Annotated in this window: 14 protein-coding genes; 3 read left to right on the top strand and 11 right to left on the bottom strand. The window is 73.0% G+C overall.

Features of this window, described 5'->3' with window-relative positions; genetic code table 11:
• Positions 1-2: 2 nt before the first annotated feature.
• From A3CO_RS0120165 to A3CO_RS0120140, 6 genes are all read right to left on the bottom strand, one after another.
• On the bottom strand, positions 3-2,216 hold the full coding sequence (locus A3CO_RS0120165; protein WP_018334056.1) for a cytochrome P450: 2,214 nt from the start codon (positions 2,214-2,216) through the stop codon (positions 3-5).
• A 134-nt stretch (positions 2,217-2,350) separates the two neighbouring features.
• The gene (locus A3CO_RS0120160) at positions 2,351-3,127 is read right to left on the bottom strand and encodes a TIM barrel protein (RefSeq protein ID WP_018334055.1); all 777 of its coding nucleotides are present in this window, start codon (positions 3,125-3,127) and stop codon (positions 2,351-2,353) included.
• Positions 3,124-3,993, bottom strand: coding sequence for a sugar phosphate isomerase/epimerase family protein (locus A3CO_RS0120155; RefSeq protein ID WP_018334054.1), 870 nt, complete (start codon positions 3,991-3,993; stop codon positions 3,124-3,126). The genes A3CO_RS0120160 and A3CO_RS0120155 overlap by 4 nt, the downstream gene beginning before the upstream one ends.
• Entirely contained in the window at positions 3,990-4,985 is a 996-nt protein-coding gene (locus A3CO_RS0120150; protein WP_018334053.1) for a Gfo/Idh/MocA family protein, read from the bottom strand. The genes A3CO_RS0120155 and A3CO_RS0120150 overlap by 4 nt, the downstream gene beginning before the upstream one ends.
• Positions 4,982-5,761: an SDR family oxidoreductase gene (locus A3CO_RS0120145; RefSeq protein ID WP_018334052.1), complete on the bottom strand. Its 780-nt coding sequence runs from the start codon at positions 5,759-5,761 to the stop codon at positions 4,982-4,984. The genes A3CO_RS0120150 and A3CO_RS0120145 overlap by 4 nt, the downstream gene beginning before the upstream one ends.
• Positions 5,758-6,909 carry a phytanoyl-CoA dioxygenase family protein gene (locus A3CO_RS0120140; protein WP_018334051.1) on the bottom strand — a complete coding sequence of 384 codons (1,152 nt, stop codon included), beginning with the start codon at positions 6,907-6,909 and terminating at the stop codon, positions 5,758-5,760. The genes A3CO_RS0120145 and A3CO_RS0120140 overlap by 4 nt, the downstream gene beginning before the upstream one ends.
• 102 nt (positions 6,910-7,011) lie before the next feature.
• Between A3CO_RS0120140 and A3CO_RS0120135 the strand changes: the two genes are divergently transcribed.
• A complete protein-coding gene (locus tag A3CO_RS0120135) occupies positions 7,012-7,992 on the top strand; it encodes a LacI family DNA-binding transcriptional regulator (RefSeq protein ID WP_033414718.1) in 981 nt (326 codons plus the stop codon).
• Between the two features lie 73 nt (positions 7,993-8,065).
• Here the strand turns inward: A3CO_RS0120135 and A3CO_RS0120130 are convergent, their stop codons facing one another.
• The 4 genes from A3CO_RS0120130 to A3CO_RS0120115 form a co-directional block, all read right to left on the bottom strand.
• On the bottom strand, positions 8,066-9,058 hold the full coding sequence (locus A3CO_RS0120130; RefSeq protein WP_018334049.1) for a Gfo/Idh/MocA family protein: 993 nt from the start codon (positions 9,056-9,058) through the stop codon (positions 8,066-8,068).
• The gene (locus A3CO_RS0120125; protein ID WP_018334048.1) at positions 9,055-9,870 is read right to left on the bottom strand and encodes an ATP-binding cassette domain-containing protein; all 816 of its coding nucleotides are present in this window, start codon (positions 9,868-9,870) and stop codon (positions 9,055-9,057) included. Before A3CO_RS0120125 ends, A3CO_RS0120130 begins: the two co-directional genes overlap by 4 nt.
• Positions 9,871-9,881: 11 nt before the next feature.
• Positions 9,882-10,946, bottom strand: a complete 1,065-nt coding sequence (locus A3CO_RS0120120) for an ABC transporter permease (protein WP_018334047.1) — start codon at positions 10,944-10,946, stop codon at positions 9,882-9,884.
• A gap of 80 nt (positions 10,947-11,026) precedes the next feature.
• Positions 11,027-11,980 carry a substrate-binding domain-containing protein gene (locus tag A3CO_RS0120115; protein ID WP_018334046.1) on the bottom strand — a complete coding sequence of 318 codons (954 nt, stop codon included), beginning with the start codon at positions 11,978-11,980 and terminating at the stop codon, positions 11,027-11,029.
• Positions 11,981-12,193: 213 nt separating this feature from the next.
• Between A3CO_RS0120115 and A3CO_RS0120110 the strand changes: the two genes are divergently transcribed.
• Together A3CO_RS0120110 and A3CO_RS33380 are read left to right on the top strand one after the other, a co-directional pair.
• On the top strand, positions 12,194-12,910 hold the full coding sequence (locus A3CO_RS0120110; RefSeq protein ID WP_018334045.1) for a GntR family transcriptional regulator: 717 nt from the start codon (positions 12,194-12,196) through the stop codon (positions 12,908-12,910).
• A 25-nt stretch (positions 12,911-12,935) separates the two neighbouring features.
• The gene (locus A3CO_RS33380) at positions 12,936-13,688 is read left to right on the top strand and encodes an alpha/beta fold hydrolase (protein ID WP_084682087.1); all 753 of its coding nucleotides are present in this window, start codon (positions 12,936-12,938) and stop codon (positions 13,686-13,688) included.
• 28 nt (positions 13,689-13,716) lie between these two features.
• Here A3CO_RS33380 and A3CO_RS0120100 read toward each other — a convergent pair whose 3' ends face one another.
• Positions 13,717-14,688 carry an SDR family oxidoreductase gene (locus A3CO_RS0120100; RefSeq protein ID WP_018334043.1) on the bottom strand — a complete coding sequence of 324 codons (972 nt, stop codon included), beginning with the start codon at positions 14,686-14,688 and terminating at the stop codon, positions 13,717-13,719.
• Positions 14,689-14,784: the final 96 nt, after the last annotated feature.

Raw genomic sequence — 14,784 nt, 5'->3', positions numbered from 1 at the left:
GGCTACAGGTCGAGTCGCAGCGACGCGGTGCAGGACCGGGACACGCAGATCATCATGCAATCGTTCCGCGAGCGCTCCGCCGCGTCGAGCACCGAGTCGCGGTGGTCGGGCACACCGTCGAGCACCCGGGTCTCGCACGTGCCGCAGGTGCCCTCGGCGCACGAGGAGACCACGGTCGCGCCGGCCTCCTCGACCACCTCCAGCACCGACCGCTCCGGCGGCACGTCCAGCGTGACCCCGGTCCGCGCGAGCTCGACGGTGAACGCCTCGGCCCGCAGCGGCTCGCCGATCGGCTTCGGGCTGAACCGCTCGACGTGCAGCGCGCCGGCCGGCCAGCACGCACACCGGTCCTCGACCGCCGCGAGCAGCGGCTCCGGCCCGCAGCAGTAGACGAGCGTGTCCTCGCGCGGTGTCCCGAGCAGCGTGTCCAGGTCGAGCAGCCCGACCTCGTCCTGCGGTGCGACGGTCACCCGGTCCCCGTAGCGCGCCAGCTCGTCGAGGAACGCCATCGACGCGCGCTGCCGCCCGCCGTACACGAGGTGCCAGTCGGCCCCCGCCGTGTCGGCCGCAGCGATCATCGGCAGCAGTGCGGTGATCCCGATACCGCCCGCGATGAACAGGAACCGCTGCGAGCACGCGAGCGGGAAGTTGTTGCGCGGCCCCCGGACGCGGAGTCGGTCGCCGACCTGCAGCGTGTCGTGCACGTGCCGCGACGTCCCACGCCCGTCGGCCTCGCGCAGGATGCCCAGTCGCCACGTCTCCCGGTCGCCCGGCGAGCCGCAGAGCGAGTACTGCCGCGGCGCGACCCCGTCAACCAGCAGGTCCGTGTGCGCGCCCGGCTCCCAGGCCGGGAACGACCCGCCGTCGGGAAGGGCGAGCGAGAGTGTGACGACGCCGTCGGAGACTGTCTCCTTCCCGACGACGAGCGCCTCGAGCTCGGTCTCGGTGCGCTCCTCCCGACGTCGGGTCCCGGTCGCCGTCGGACCCGATGTCCGGAGCGGCAGGCGCTTCCAGACGTACATGTTCGGCGAGCTCGGGTAGAACGTCGGCTCGCCGTCGAGCTCGTAGTCACCGAGCAGCGGCAGCGCCTCCTCGAGAGCGATGCGTGCCTCGAGCCGGGCGAGCGGCGCGCCGAGGCAGCCGTGCACGCCCTCGCCGAAGCCGACGTGGCGGCCGGGCGGGCGGGTGATGTCGAAGCGGTCGGGGTCGGGGAAGCGGCGGTCGTCGCGGTTGGCGGCGCCCGGGATGAGCACGACGCGCGCGCCCTTCGGCAGTGTGACGCCGTGCAGCGTGACGTCGCGCGAGGTGGTGCGCGCGGTGAGCTGCAGCGGGGTCGCCCAGCGCATCGCCTCCTCGACGGCGGCGGGGATGAGCGACGGGTCGGCCTGGAGCAGCGCGCGCTGGTCGGGGTTCTCGGCGAGCAGCTTGAAGAGCGTGCCGGTCAGACCCGCAGTCGACTCGACGCCGCCGAGGAACAGGATCGTCATGAGGCCGCTGACCTCGGAGACGGGCGTGATGTCGTCGGGGACGAACGGGGTGCCGTCGATGTCGGCGGTGACCATCTTCGTGAGCAGGTCGTCGCGGTGCTCGTGACGGCGCTCGTTCAGCACGTCGATGAAGTACTGCTGCACCCCGGCCGTCGCGGCCTTGGCCTTCGGGCCGAGGTGCGGCGTGCCGGGGATGCGCTCCTTGAGCTCGTGCGTCCAGGTCTCCAGCTGGGCGCGGCGGGCGAGCTGCTCGTCGGTCGCGTCCGCTCGGCCCGGGAAGCCCATGAGGTGGAAGAAGACGTCGAAGGGCATCGGCCACGCGAGCTCGTCGGCGATGTCGAGGGTGGTGCGGCCCTTCAGGTTCGCCACGAGCTCGCGGACCACGCTGCGGATGCCCGATTCCATGGTCGCGATCCGCCGCGGCACGAAGTAGGGCTGCACGACCCGGCGCACCTGGTCGTGCCGCGGGTTGTCCATGCTCCCGATCGAGCCCGGTGGCACCTGCTCGAGCCGCGAGTCGTCGATGTCCATGCCCTCGAAGCTGCGGAACAGGTCGGCATCGGTGATCGCCGCGCGCACGTCGTCGAATCGGGTCAGGGCGAACCACTGCCAGCGCTCCGACCAGTAGACCGGCGCCTCGTCCCGCATCCACCGGTACGTCCCGAACGGGTCGGCGGTGTAGAAGGTCGGGTCGAACGGGTCGTACTCGACGGCGGTGGGTGCGGCCATCGGGGTCCTCCGAAGCGGGTGGTGGGGCTGGCTCCGAGTATTTTAGAGCGCTCTAAAAGCTGATCGCAATGCTTGTCCGGACAAAAGAAGAGGCCCGCCGACCGGAGTCGGCGGGCCTCGGTGCGTGGCGGGGATCAGACCCTGAATGCCGCCTCGAACGCGTCCAGCGCCGCATCGGGGTCGCCGCTCGCCCACCCCTCGAGTCCGACCACGCCGGTGTAGCCCCGGTCGGCGAGGGCCCGGGCGATCGCCGGGTAGTGGATCTCCCCGGTGCCCGGCTCGCAGCGCCCCGGCACGTCCGCCACCTGGATCTCGCCCACGAACGGCAGCGCCTCGTCGAGCAGGGCGATGAGGTTCCCCTCGCCGATCTGCGCGTGGTAGAGGTCGAGGTTCATCCGCACGTTCCGGGATCCGACCGCCCGCACCAGCTCGAGCGTGTCCGCGGCCCTCGCGAACGGCACCCCGGGGTGGTCGACGTCGAGGTTGAGGTTCTCGAGCGTGAACACCCGGCCGGCCTCGGCGCCGAGCTCCGCGACCCGGCGTAGCGTGTCGGCCGCCGTCAGCCACATCCGCGGCGTCACGACCTCCACCGGCACCACCGGCAGGCCCTGCCCGTCGAGGCCGGTGCCGTGCAGGTTCAGGCGCGGGCAGTCGAGCTTCGCCGCGACCTCGAGCGAGCGGCGGGCCGAGGCGAGCAGTTCGGCGATGCCGTCGGGGTCGGTGAGCGAACCGGTCAGGTAGCCGGTCATCGAGGAGTACCGCGCCCCCGTGGCCGTCAGGTCGTCGACGTCCTTCGTCGCCCAGTTCCAGATCTCGATCTCGAACCCGCGCTCGTGGAGCCGCCGGACGCGGTCGGCGAACGGCAGGTCCACGAACAGCATCTCCGCGCAGGCGGCCAGCGTGACGCTCATGCCAGCACCGACCGCAGGTGCTCGACGGACGCCGCGACGTCGGCGACCGGTCCGACACCGGACGGTTCCTCGGACAGGATCGTGTCCTGCTCCAGCACGTACCAGCCGTCGTAGCCGCGGGCGGCCAGGTCGCGCAGCACCGCCGTCAGGTTCACGTCGCCGGACCCGAGCGGCCGGTACATCCCCCGCGAGACCGCCTCGGTGTAGGTCAGCCGGCCGTCCTGCACCTGCCGGGCCAGCCCCAGGTCGACGTCCTTGAGGTGGGTGTGCGCCACGCGCTCCGGCGCCTGGCGGGTGATGTCGGCCGGGTCGGTGCCACCGATGAGCAGGTGCCCGGTGTCCAGGCACAGCCCGATCGACGAGCCCGCGAGCACGCGCTGCACGTCGTCGGTGTTCTCGACCATCGTCCCGACGTGCGGGTGCAGCACCGCCTCGACGCCGCGTGTCCGGGCGTACTCCGCGATCCGGTCGAGGTTGCCGAGCAGCAGCGACCAGCCGGCCGCGTCGAGCTCGGGGCGCGAGTCGTAGCCGGCGCCGCCGGAGTCGGCGGAGAGCACGAGCGTGCCGGCGCGCGCGGCGTCGTAGCTCGCGAGCAGGTCGACGACGCCGGGCAGCGGGTCGTGGTCCGGCACGTGCAGCAGCGTCGGGGTGAAACCGCCGACGGCGTGCAGGTCGTACTCCGCGAGCGTCGCGGCCTTCGCGGCGGCGTCGGCGGGCAGGAACCCGTCGGGCCCGAACTCGGTGGCCGCGAGTCCGACCTCGCGCATCTCGGTGAGCACACGCTTGGGCTCGAGCTGGTAGCCCCAGCCGGGGACCTCGCACACGCCCCAGGAGATCGGAGCGCCGGCGATCTTGGGGCTGTTCATCGGGTGACCTCGTCGATCCGCACCGGACGGTGCTCGTGCAGGGACAGGGTGGCGGCCTCGGCGATCCAGTTCGCGGCCATGGCGTCGGCGACGGAGCACGGCGTCGACCGCGTCCCTGCCACCAGCTCGGTGAAGGCGCTCAGCTCCGCCCGGAACGCGGGCGCGAGGCGATCCATGAAGAACCCGTGCGGCGTTCCCGCCGGGAACGCGACGCCGGGCTCGGCCGAGCGCAGCGGCAGCCCGTCGTCGAGCCCGACGGCGAGCGAGTCGCGGTCGCCGTGCAGCTCCATCCGCACGTCGTAGCCGCGCGGGTTGTAGCGGGTGTTGGAGACCAGCGCGTGCGATCCGTCGTCGAGCGTGAGCAGCGCGGCCGACGTCGAGACGTCCCCGACCTCGGCGAACACCGGGTCGCCCGCCGTGTCGCCGGAGGCGAACACCTCGACGACCTCACGGCCGGTCACCCAGCGGAGGGCGTCGAAGTCGTGCACCGAGCAGTCGCGGAAGATGCCACCGGAGATGCGGACGTAGTCCAGGGGCGGCGGCGCCGGGTCCAGCGTGGTCGCGCGGACGGTGTGGACGCGACCGAGCGCGCCGTCCTGCACGGCCGCCCGCGCCGCGATGTAGCCGGCGTCGAAGCGCCGCGGGTAGCCGATCTGCACGCGCTCGTCGCGGCCCGCGAGCTTCGCGGCGACGTCGAGCGCGTCGTCGATGCGACCGGCGAGCGGCTTCTCGCAGAAGGCGGGGAGCCCGGCGTCGACCGCGGCGAGCAGCAGCTCCGGGTGGGCCGGCGTCGCCGCGGCGATGACGACGCCGTCGACGCCCGCGGCGAACACGTCCTCCGGGGTCGCGACCGCGGTGGCGCCCACCTCGGCCGCGACGGCGGCGGTCACGTCGGCGCGCGCGTCGGTGACCACGAGCCCGTCGACGATCCCGCGCAGCGTGTGCGCGTGGAAGGCCCCGATGCGCCCGAGGCCGATGAGTCCGATCTTCACTGCAGTGCCTTTCCGTCGTGGGCGCCGGGGACCTGCTGGTCCCAGTCGATGACCGAGCCGGTGACCACCCCGGACCGGTCGGAGAGCAGGAGGACGACCATCTCGGCGGCGTCCTCGGGGTCGGCCAGGCGACCGGCGGGCAGGTCGGCCCCGGCCCGCGCGCGCCAGTCGTCGTCCGCGCCGTGGAACCGCCGCTGGGTCGCGTCCTCGCCCTCGGTGGCGGTCCAGCCGATGTCGAGCTGGTTGATCCGGATCCGGTCGAACCGGTGCGCGTGCGCGGCGTTGCGGGTGAGCGTCGCGAGGCCGCCCCTGGTCGCCGCGTAGGGGCTGAGCTCCGGCGCCCCGCCGCGGGCCGCCTCGGACCCGATGTTCACGATCGAGCCCGGCTCGCCGCGCCGGACCAGGTCCGCCACGACGGCCTGCATGAGGAAGAACGGGCCGCGCAGGTTGACCGCCACGTGCGCGTCGAACAGCTCCGGGGAAGTGTCGAGCAACGAGCCGCGGTCGGTCAGCCCGGCCGCGTTCACCAGGCCGTCGACCCGTCCGAACTCGGCGAGGACCGTCGACACCGCCGTACGGCACGCCTCGACGTCGGCGACGTCGCAGGACACGAACAGTGCGCCCAGGTCCGCCGCGACCTTCTCCCCGTGTTCCCGACGACGGCCCGCGACGGCCACCGTCGCTCCCTCCCGCCGGGCGACCCGGGCGGTCGCCGCGCCGACGCCGGAGGTGCCGCCGACCACGAGCACCACGCGGTCCGCGAGCAGCCCGCTCACGTGACCACGCCCCGGCGTCGGGACGTCTGACCGGCCAGGACCTCGTCCAGCTGCGCGGCCGACCACCGTTCGCGCACGGCCCGCAGCAGGACGTCCGCCGGCGAGGGCGGCGCGAGGCCGTCGACCGGCGGGTCCGCGTCGAGGTCGGTCGGGAACGCGTAGCCCTCGGCGGTCGCGGCGACGGCATTCTCCAGCGCGCCGTCGTCGGGCAGGGAGAAGAGCGCGGGGAAGACCGCGCGGGCCATCGCGGCGCGGTCGCAGCTCTCCATCGCCCGGCCGAAGGCCGACGAGATCTGGAGGAGGTTGGCGAGGCGGTGGACGTCGGCCGTGCGGTTGTGGCCGGCGCCGTGGAGCAGGGCGGGGTTGAAGAACACCGCGTCGCCGGCGGAGAGCGGCAGCTGCACGTGGTGCTCGGCGAAGTAGGCGCGGAAGTCCTCGCGGTCGGCGACGAGGTAGCCGTGCGGGTAGGTCTGCGAGCCCGGCAGGTACATCGTCGGGCCTGACTCGACGGGCATGTCGCCGTGCGCCACGGCGCCCTGCAGCGTGAGCGCGGGGGAGAGGCGATGGACGTGGGCGGGGTAGCGGGTGGCGCCGGCCGCGTCCATGAAGCCGAGGTGGTAGTCGCGGTGGGGGCTCTGGGCGGCCCCACCGGGGTTGACCTGGTTGACCTGCGAGGTCACCTGGTAGCCGGGGCCGAGCCAGGCCTCGCAGACCAGCGCGAGCGCGGGGTTCGCGTAGTACGCGGCGAACACCTCGGGAGCGCGGCGGGCGAGCTTCTCCGCGGCGTTCCAGATGCGGTCGTTGGCGCCGGGCTTCGCGAAGTGATCGCCCGCGACGGCGCCGGAGGCGCGCTGCTCGGCGATCATCGCGCGGAACTCGGCGGTGGCCGCCTCGAGCACCGGGCCGGCGAATGCGCCGGCGAGGACGACGATGCCCGCCCCGTCGAGCAGGGTCGCGACGAGTTCGGCCTGCACGCCGTGGCGCTCGTCGGCGAGGAGGGTCGCCACGTCGTAGACCGGCACGCCCTCGCGGATCTCCGCGGCCCGGGGGTGCGCGGCCGGGTCGGTGCCCCGCTCGACGTGGGCGCGCAGGTCCTCGACGTGGGCATCGGCCGGGTCGAGCCACATCGGGGCCGCGATCGACGTCATCGTCGGACTCCTTCCGGGAGCCTTTAAAGCGCTTTAAGGTGCACGATGAGTGTCCGTGCTCACGGGATTTCATGTCAAGACAAAGATGCGGAGTGCCCCGGCATGTCTCGTCCTCGACTGGCCGACGTCGCCACGGCCGCCGGGTGCTCCACCGCCTCGGTGTCGCTCGTCCTCCGCGGCGCGCCGGGGCCCAGCGAGGCGACGCGGGTGCGGGTGCTCGCGGCGGCCGAGGAGCTCGGCTACCGGCCCGACCGGGCGGCCAGCCTCCTGGCCCGCCGTCGGTCCGGGATGCTCGGCGTCGTCACCGACGTGCGCTCGACGTTCCACTCCGAGCTGGTCGAGGAGCTGCTCGCCGCGTCCGCCCGGCGCGGCTTCGACCTGCTCATCGGTGCACGCAGCCCGGCTCGCGACGAGGAACGGGCGGTGGAGACGCTGATCGACTCCCGGTGCGAGGCCCTGCTCCTGCTCGGGACGTCCAGCCCGGGCGAGTGGCTCGTCGCGCTCGACGGGCAGGTCCCGCTCGTGGCCGTCACCGGCCGCGCGAGCGGGGTCGACAGCGTCCGGGTGGACGACGAGCGGGGCGCCCGCGAGGCGACCGAGCACCTCCTCGCGCTCGGGCACCGCGCCGTGGTCCACGTCGACGGCGGGCCGGGGACGATCGCCGCCGATCGCTGCCGCGGTTACGAGCGGGCGATGACGGCGGCCGGGCTGGAGCCGCGCGTGGTGCGCGGCGGGCACGGGGAGGCCGACGGCGCGGCGGCCGCGGCGGACCTCGGCGCGGCGACCGGGGTGACGGTGTTCAACGATCGCGCCGCCGTCGGCCTGCTCGACGCCCTCGTGCGTGCGGGGGTGCGGGTGCCCGGCGACGTCTCGGTCGCCGGGTTCGACGACAGCCCGCTCTCCCGCCTGGCCCACGTCGACCTCACGACCGTCAGCCAGGACGTCCCGGCCCTCGTCGAACACGCCCTCGACCTGGTGGCCCGGCGTCTCGACGGGGAGCGGGACGAGGTGGGCGAGGTCGTGCTCGCGCCGCGGCTGGTCGTGCGCGGGACGACGGCGCCGCCGCCGTGCGCCCGCCCCTGATCGGCGCGAACGGGCCGTTCGTCACGGAAGAGGGTGACGAACGGCCCCTTCGTACCTCTCGAGGAGGCGCGCCTCAGTGCAGTACCGGCTCGGTCCGCGGTCGCGGCACGAACCCGGCGGCGGCGTAGACCACGTCGATCAGCTCGGCTTGGGCCACGGCGTCGTCGAGGTCGAGCGGGTAGGGGGCGCCCTCGCGCAGGTGCGCCCGCAGGGCCTCGAGCTGGTAGGTGTACGTCGAGCGGGTGCCGAGATGCTCCGTGCGGTGCTCCCCGTCGACGTGGACGACGATCCGGTCGTCGAACTGCGGCAGCACCACGTTCATCGCCGTCGCCTCGCCGCGTGAGCCGATCACGCGGGCGGTGATCGTCCACGAGTCGGCGGCCATGTCGCAGGACGCTCGGCCGGTGACCCCGGAGGGGAACGCGAGGTCCGCGGTGATCGATGCGTCGACCGCCGGCGAGCGTTCGGTCCCGGAGGCGTGCACGACGACGGGTTCGGAGCCGACCAACCGGCGCTGCAGGTGGAGTGCGTAGCAGCCGAGGTCCATGAGGGCGCCGCCGGCGAGATCGAACGACCAGCGAGGGTCGTCCTGGGGTGGGGCCGGCATGCGGAACGTCGTCTCGACGTGCTGCAGCTCGCCGAGCTCGGACCGCAGCGAGACGAGGCGGCGGGTCACGGGGTGGTGCACGTGGTGAAACGCCTCGACGACCACCACCCCCGCCGCTCGTGCGGCCGCGGCGACCTCGCGGGCCTCCGCCGCGTTCGAGGCGAACGGCTTCTCGACGAGCACGTGCTTCCCCGCCTCGATCGCCGCCCGGGTCCAGCGGCCGTGCAGGCCGTTGGCGAGCGGGACGTAGACGACCTCGACCTCCGGGTCGGCGAGCACGTCGTCGTAGGTGTCGTGCACCCGTTCGACGCCGTGCTCGGCCGCGAAGGCCTCGGCCCGCCCGTGATCCCGGGCGGCGACGGCGACCATCCGGTCGCCCGTCGTCGTCGCGGGCTCCGCGAGCGCGACGACCGCGATGCGGGCGGCGCCGAGGACGCCGAAACGCAGGGGGGAACTCACCGCTGGAGCTCGTGGGAGAGCTCGGCGAGTTCCTGACCGCCCGCCATCTCCCCGGTGAGCTCCTCGAGGGAGACCTCGGCGCGCGTGCGGTCGAGGACCCGACGGCCCAGTTTCAGGATGATGAAGTGGTCGCCGACCATGTAGGCGTGGTGCGGGTTGTGGGTGATGAACACGACCCCGAGGCCGGCGTCGCGGGCGGCGGCGGTGTACTTCAGCACGACGCCGGACTGCTTGACGCCGAGGGCGGCGGTGGGTTCGTCGAGGATCAGTACCCGGGCGCCGAAGTAGACGGCGCGGGCGATCGCGACGCACTGGCGCTGACCGCCCGAGAGCGTGCCGATCGGCTGGTTGATGTCCTTGACGTGGATGCCCATCTTCTTGAGCTCGGTGTCGGCGATCTCGCGCATCCGCGGGATGTCGAGCGGCGCCAGCGGGAACCTGCCCTTGCGCAGTTCCGAGCCGAGGAAGAAGTTGCGCCAGACCTCCATGAGGGAGACGACGGCGAGGTCCTGGTAGACGGTGGCGATGCCGCGGTCGAGCGACTCGCGCGGCGAGCCGAAGCGGACCTCCTTCCCGTCGACGGTCAGGGTGCCCTCGGAGTGCGGGTGCAGTCCGGACATGATCTTGATCAGGGTGGACTTCCCGGCGCCGTTGTCGCCCAGGACGCAGGTCACCTCGCCGGCCCGGACGGTGAGGTCGACGCCCTCGAGGGCGCGGATCGCGCCGTAGGCCTTGCCCACGCCGGACATCGCGACGAGCGGGGTGCCGGCGGTCAGGTCGGCCGAGGCGTGCTCGGCGATCGTGTCGGTCATGATCAGGGTCCCTACGTGCGCTTCGAGGCGGAGTTCTTGACGTACAGGTTCACGAGCACGGCGAGCAGGAGCATCACGCCGAGGAAGGTCTTGAACCAGTTCGGGTCCCAGCCGGCGTAGACGATGCCCTGGGTGGTCATGCCGAAGATGAAGGCGCCGATCGCGGCGCCGATGGCGGAGCCGAACCCGCCGGTGAGCAGCGCGCCGCCGACGACCGCGGCGACGATGTAGATCAGCTCGTTGCCGACGCCGAGGCCCGCCTGCACGGTGGAGAAGTTCAGCAGCAGGTGCTGGCCGAGGAACCAGGCCATGAACGCGACGCCCATGAACAGGCCGATCTTGACCTTGGCGACCGGGACACCGACAGCGCGGGCGGAGTCCTGGTTGCCGCCGACCGCGAAGATCCAGTTCCCGGTCCGGGTGCGCAGCAGGATCCAGCTGGCGACGGCGACGAACACCAGCCACCAGACGACCGACGCCTTGACGGTCATGAACCCGAGCGGTATGTCACCGGCGAAGATCGCCTTGGCGGAGTCGAACCCGTCGAGTTGGTCGATGTTGGTGGTGGCGACGGTGCCGGTGACGAGCTTGGTGACCCCGAGGTTCACGCCCTGCAGGACGAAGAACGTCGAGAGCGTGATGAGGAAGCTCGGGAGCTTGGTCTTGACCAGCAGCCAGCCGTTGAGGGCGCCGATCGCGAGCGAGATGACCAGGCTGACGATCACGCCGACCCAGACGTTGAGCGAGAGCTGGTAGGAGAGCATCGCCGAGGCCAGGGCACTGGTGGTGACCGCGACGCCCGAGGACAGGTCGAACTCGCCGCCGATCATCAGCAGGGCGACGCCGAGGGCGACGATGCCGATCGTGGAGGCGGAGTAGAGAACCGTCGAGAGCGCCTCGACCGTGCGGAACGGCGGGGCGATGACGAAGAAGAAGACGAAGATGACCACCGCCGCCGCGAACGCGCCGATCTCCGGGCGGCCGAGGACGCGGGCGCCCAGCGAGCGCTGCACGCGGACCGGTCCGTCCGGGCTGCTCGGGGTGGGAGGGGACTGGGTCGCGACGGGGGTGCTCATCGCTGGGCTCCAAGGGGACTGGGATTCATGCCGACAGGGGACCGGCGCCGGTCCGCGGGGGCGGACCGGCGCCGGGTGGATCAGCGGGTGTTCTTCGCCGCGTACTGCGTGATCGGGCCGATGTTGCTGGCGTCGACGAACGACGGACCGGTGAGCACGGGCTTGCCGCCGCCGATGTCGTTGCCGTTGCTGAGGTTCAGCCACAGGGCCTGGACGGCCATGTAGCCCTGCACGTAGGGCTGCTGGTCGACCGAGAACGCGATCTGGTTGGACTGGATCGCCTTGGCCACGTCGGCGTTGAGGTCGAACGTGACGATCTTCGCCTGGCTGCCGGCGGCCTGCTTCGCCTGCATGGCAGCGAGGGCGACCGGGGCGCCGAGGGTCACGACGTCGGTGATCGACGGGTCCTGGGCCAGCTTGGCCTGGATGGTCTGCTGCACCGACGGCAGGTCGGTGCCGTTGACCTGCAGGTTCTCGGTGTTGGCATAGGCGCTCTTCACGCCGGCGCAGCGGGTCTCGAGGGCTACCGAGCCCTGCTCCTGGATGACGCAGAGGGCCTTGCCGCCCGGGTTGAGCTGGCCGAGACGCTGGCCCGCGCTCTGTCCGGCGAGGGTCTCGTCGGAGCCGAAGTACATCTTCAAGCCGTACTTCTGGTAGTTGTCGATGCCCTGGTTGAAACCGACGACCGGAATCCCGGCCTGCGCGGCCTTCTGCGCGACGGGGCCGACCTGGTCGGGGTAGGACAACGTGACCGCGATGCCGTTGACCTTGGAGTCGATGGCGTTCTGGACGAGGGTGGCCTGCTGCCCGCCGTCGTTGTTGTTCGAGTACTTCAGGTCGACGTTGAGCTCGGAGGCCGCCTGCTGCGCGCCCGCCCGGACCTTGTCCCAGAAGGAGTCACCCGGTGCCTCGTGGGTGACCATCGCGATGGTGAACCGCTGGCCGGTCGCCTGGTTCTGGTTCTGCGCGCCACCCTGGCTGGAACACGCCGTGAAGGTGAGCGCGACGGCGGCGGCGGCCGCGACGGCCAGCACGCTCCGAATACTCCTCATCGAGCATCAGTTCTCTCTGTGCGTCGCCGCCGGCGGGGTCCGGCAGCGGGACTTCCGGGGAGTGACCCCGACCACGGTGATAGGAGTACGCTCCCTCACTCGTCAGGTCAATACTTTGTTTGGACATAGTGTCGAGAGGCCGGGGTGGGAGTGACCATGGACCCGCGTCATGCGTCACCTGTCCGGAGCAGCCCGGTGCCGCTCTACTTCCAGGCGGCCCTCCATCTGCAGCAGATGATCGCTGACGGTGATCTCGCCCCGGGAACGAGGCTGCCGAACGAGGCGGAGCTCGCGACGCAGCTGCGCGTCTCCCGGCCCACGGTCCGGCGCGCCGTGTCCCACCTCGTCGAGCAGGGGTTGCTGGTCCGCCGCCGCGGTGCCGGGGTGCGGGTGGTCGCGCCGTCGGTCCGGCGCAAGGCCGAGCTGACGAGCCTGTTCGACGACCTGGCCCGGCACGGCGGGACGCCGCGCACCGAGGTGCGCGGCCTCGTCGTCGGGCCGGTGCCGGCGGACGTCGCCACGCGGTCGGGGATCCCGGCGGGCACGATGGTGACCTCGGTGGAGCGGTTGCGCTTCGCGGGCGACGAGCCGCTGGCGCTGATGACGAACGTCGTGCCGTGCGACGTGCTCGCGCCCGACGCGGCGATGCTGCGCGAGAAGGGCCTCTACCAGCTCCTGCGCGACGCCGGGTGCGTGCCGGTCGCGGCCACGCAGGTCGTCGGGGCCCGGGCGGCCAGCGCGACCGAGGCGGGGCTGCTCGACGAGCCGCGCGGGGCGCCGCTGCTGACGATGACCCGGACCGCCTGGGACGACCGCGGCCGCCTCGTCGAGTACGGCGCGCACCTCTACCGAGCGTCGCGCTACTCGTTCGAACTGGATCTGGGGGGCGGTGGGGCGACGCCGGTCGAGTAGGGTGCCGCCCGGGGGATCTTCGGTGATGAGCGAGCGAGCGGTCGTACTCGGTGGAGTACGCACCCGGGTGGTCGACGAGGGCGTCGGCCCCGTGGTGGTGCTCGTGCACGCCACCCCCTTCGACCTCGACTACTGGTCCGGTCTCGCGATGCAGCTGCGGGGCGATTGCCGCATCCTCCGGTACGACCTGCCCGGTCACGGAGCCGCGGCCCACGCGCCCGTGCCGTGCACCGCCCGCCTCGTCGAGGACCTCCTGGAGCTGCTCGACCTGCTCGAGGTGCCCACCGCGCACGTCGTCGGGCACTCCCTCGGGGCCGTCGTCGGGCAGCGCTTCGCGCTCGACCACCCCGACCGGACCCGGCGGCTGTCCCTGCTCGCGCCCCGGTCCTCGCCGTCACCGCTCTTCGCGACGCTGTCCGAGGCCCTCCGCGCGGACACCGCCGTCGCCGACATCTCGATCACCCGCTGGTTCACCCCGGCGCAGCTGGCCCGCAACGGGTCGGCGGTGCAGTACGCCCGGACCCGGGTGCAGCGCACCCCGGTCCGATCGTGGGCCGACGGCCTCGCGCGGGTGGCCGAGGCGGACGACCTCGCGGACCTGCCCCGGCTGCGGATACCCGTGGAGATCGTCGTCGGCGAGGACGACCACGGCGCCAAGCCGGAGCACGCCCGCGCGATGGCCGATGCCATCCCGACGGCGAGCTTCCACCTCGTCCCGCGCGCCCGCTCGCTCCTGGCGCTCGAGCAGCCGGAGGTCGTGGCGCCGCTGCTGCGGTGAGGGGGCCGTCCCCGTCCGCACGCGGCCCTCAGCCCCGCCCGGCGGTCCGCGGCGGCCGCGCGCCGTCGCCGTCGAGCGACACCCCCGTCAGTTCCTGCGAGACCGCCCAGACCCGCGCGGCCTCCTCCCGGCTGCGCAGCGGGCGGTAGAGCGGCTGCTCGGCGGGGCCGCCGCGGACGTGACCGAGGCCGTCGGGCCCGTAGAACCCGCCGTCGCGGGCCGTGGGGGACGTCGCCGCGGACAGCGCCGGGAGCAGGGCGGTCTCCACCGTGCCGATCAGGCCCCACCGGGACATCGCGCGGATCAGTCCGATCTGCGGGGTGTCCCGGGTCCGCCCCACCTCGGGGCGGGCGGCGAGCAGGTTGGTCGGGACGACGCCGGGATGGGCGAGGGTGCTCGTGATGCCCCACCCGTGCGCCGCGCTGCGGCGGCCGAGTTCGAGCGCGAACAGCCCGAACGCGATCTTCGAGGAGCTGTACGCGCGCCCGCCTGCGTAGGAGCGTTCCCACTGGAGGTCCTCCCAGTGCACGGCGCCCGAGCGCGCGGCCACGCTGAGCTGGGACGTCACGCGCGCCCGGCCCGCCTGCAGCAGCGGCAGCAGGTGCCCGACGAGAGCGACGTGTCCCAGGTGATTCGTCCCGAACTGCAGCTCGAAGCCGTCGGTGGTGGTCTGCCGCTCGGGCGGGGTCATCACGCCCGCGTTGTTGACGAGCAGGTGGACCGGGCGGCCCTCCTCGCGCAGGGTCGCACCGAGTGCGGCGACCGAGGCGAGCGAGGACAGGTCGAGCTCGCGCAGCGAGACGTCGGCGGCGGGGGTGCGGCCGCGGATCGTCGCGAGCGCGGCGCGGCCCTTCGCCGGGTTCCGGACGGGCAGGACGACCTCGGCGCCGGCGGCGGCGAGCCGGCCGGCGAGCGCGAGTCCGACGCCGTCGCTCGCGCCGGTGACGACGGCGCGGCGGCCGGTGAGGTCGGGGACGGTGATGTCGGGGGTGCGGGACACGCGGTGCTCCTCGGGGTCGGTGGGGCGACACCGACGACGGTTCTCCGACGTGCGGGCGGTAGCCACGGCCTGGTGATCCGTGGCTACGGATCCGGA

The organism is Actinomycetospora chiangmaiensis DSM 45062, from assembly GCF_000379625.1.
GTDB lineage: Bacteria > Actinomycetota > Actinomycetes > Mycobacteriales > Pseudonocardiaceae > Actinomycetospora > Actinomycetospora chiangmaiensis.
Note: the sequence above shows the minus strand (reverse complement) of the source record. Positions and strands in the feature narration are given on the sequence as shown.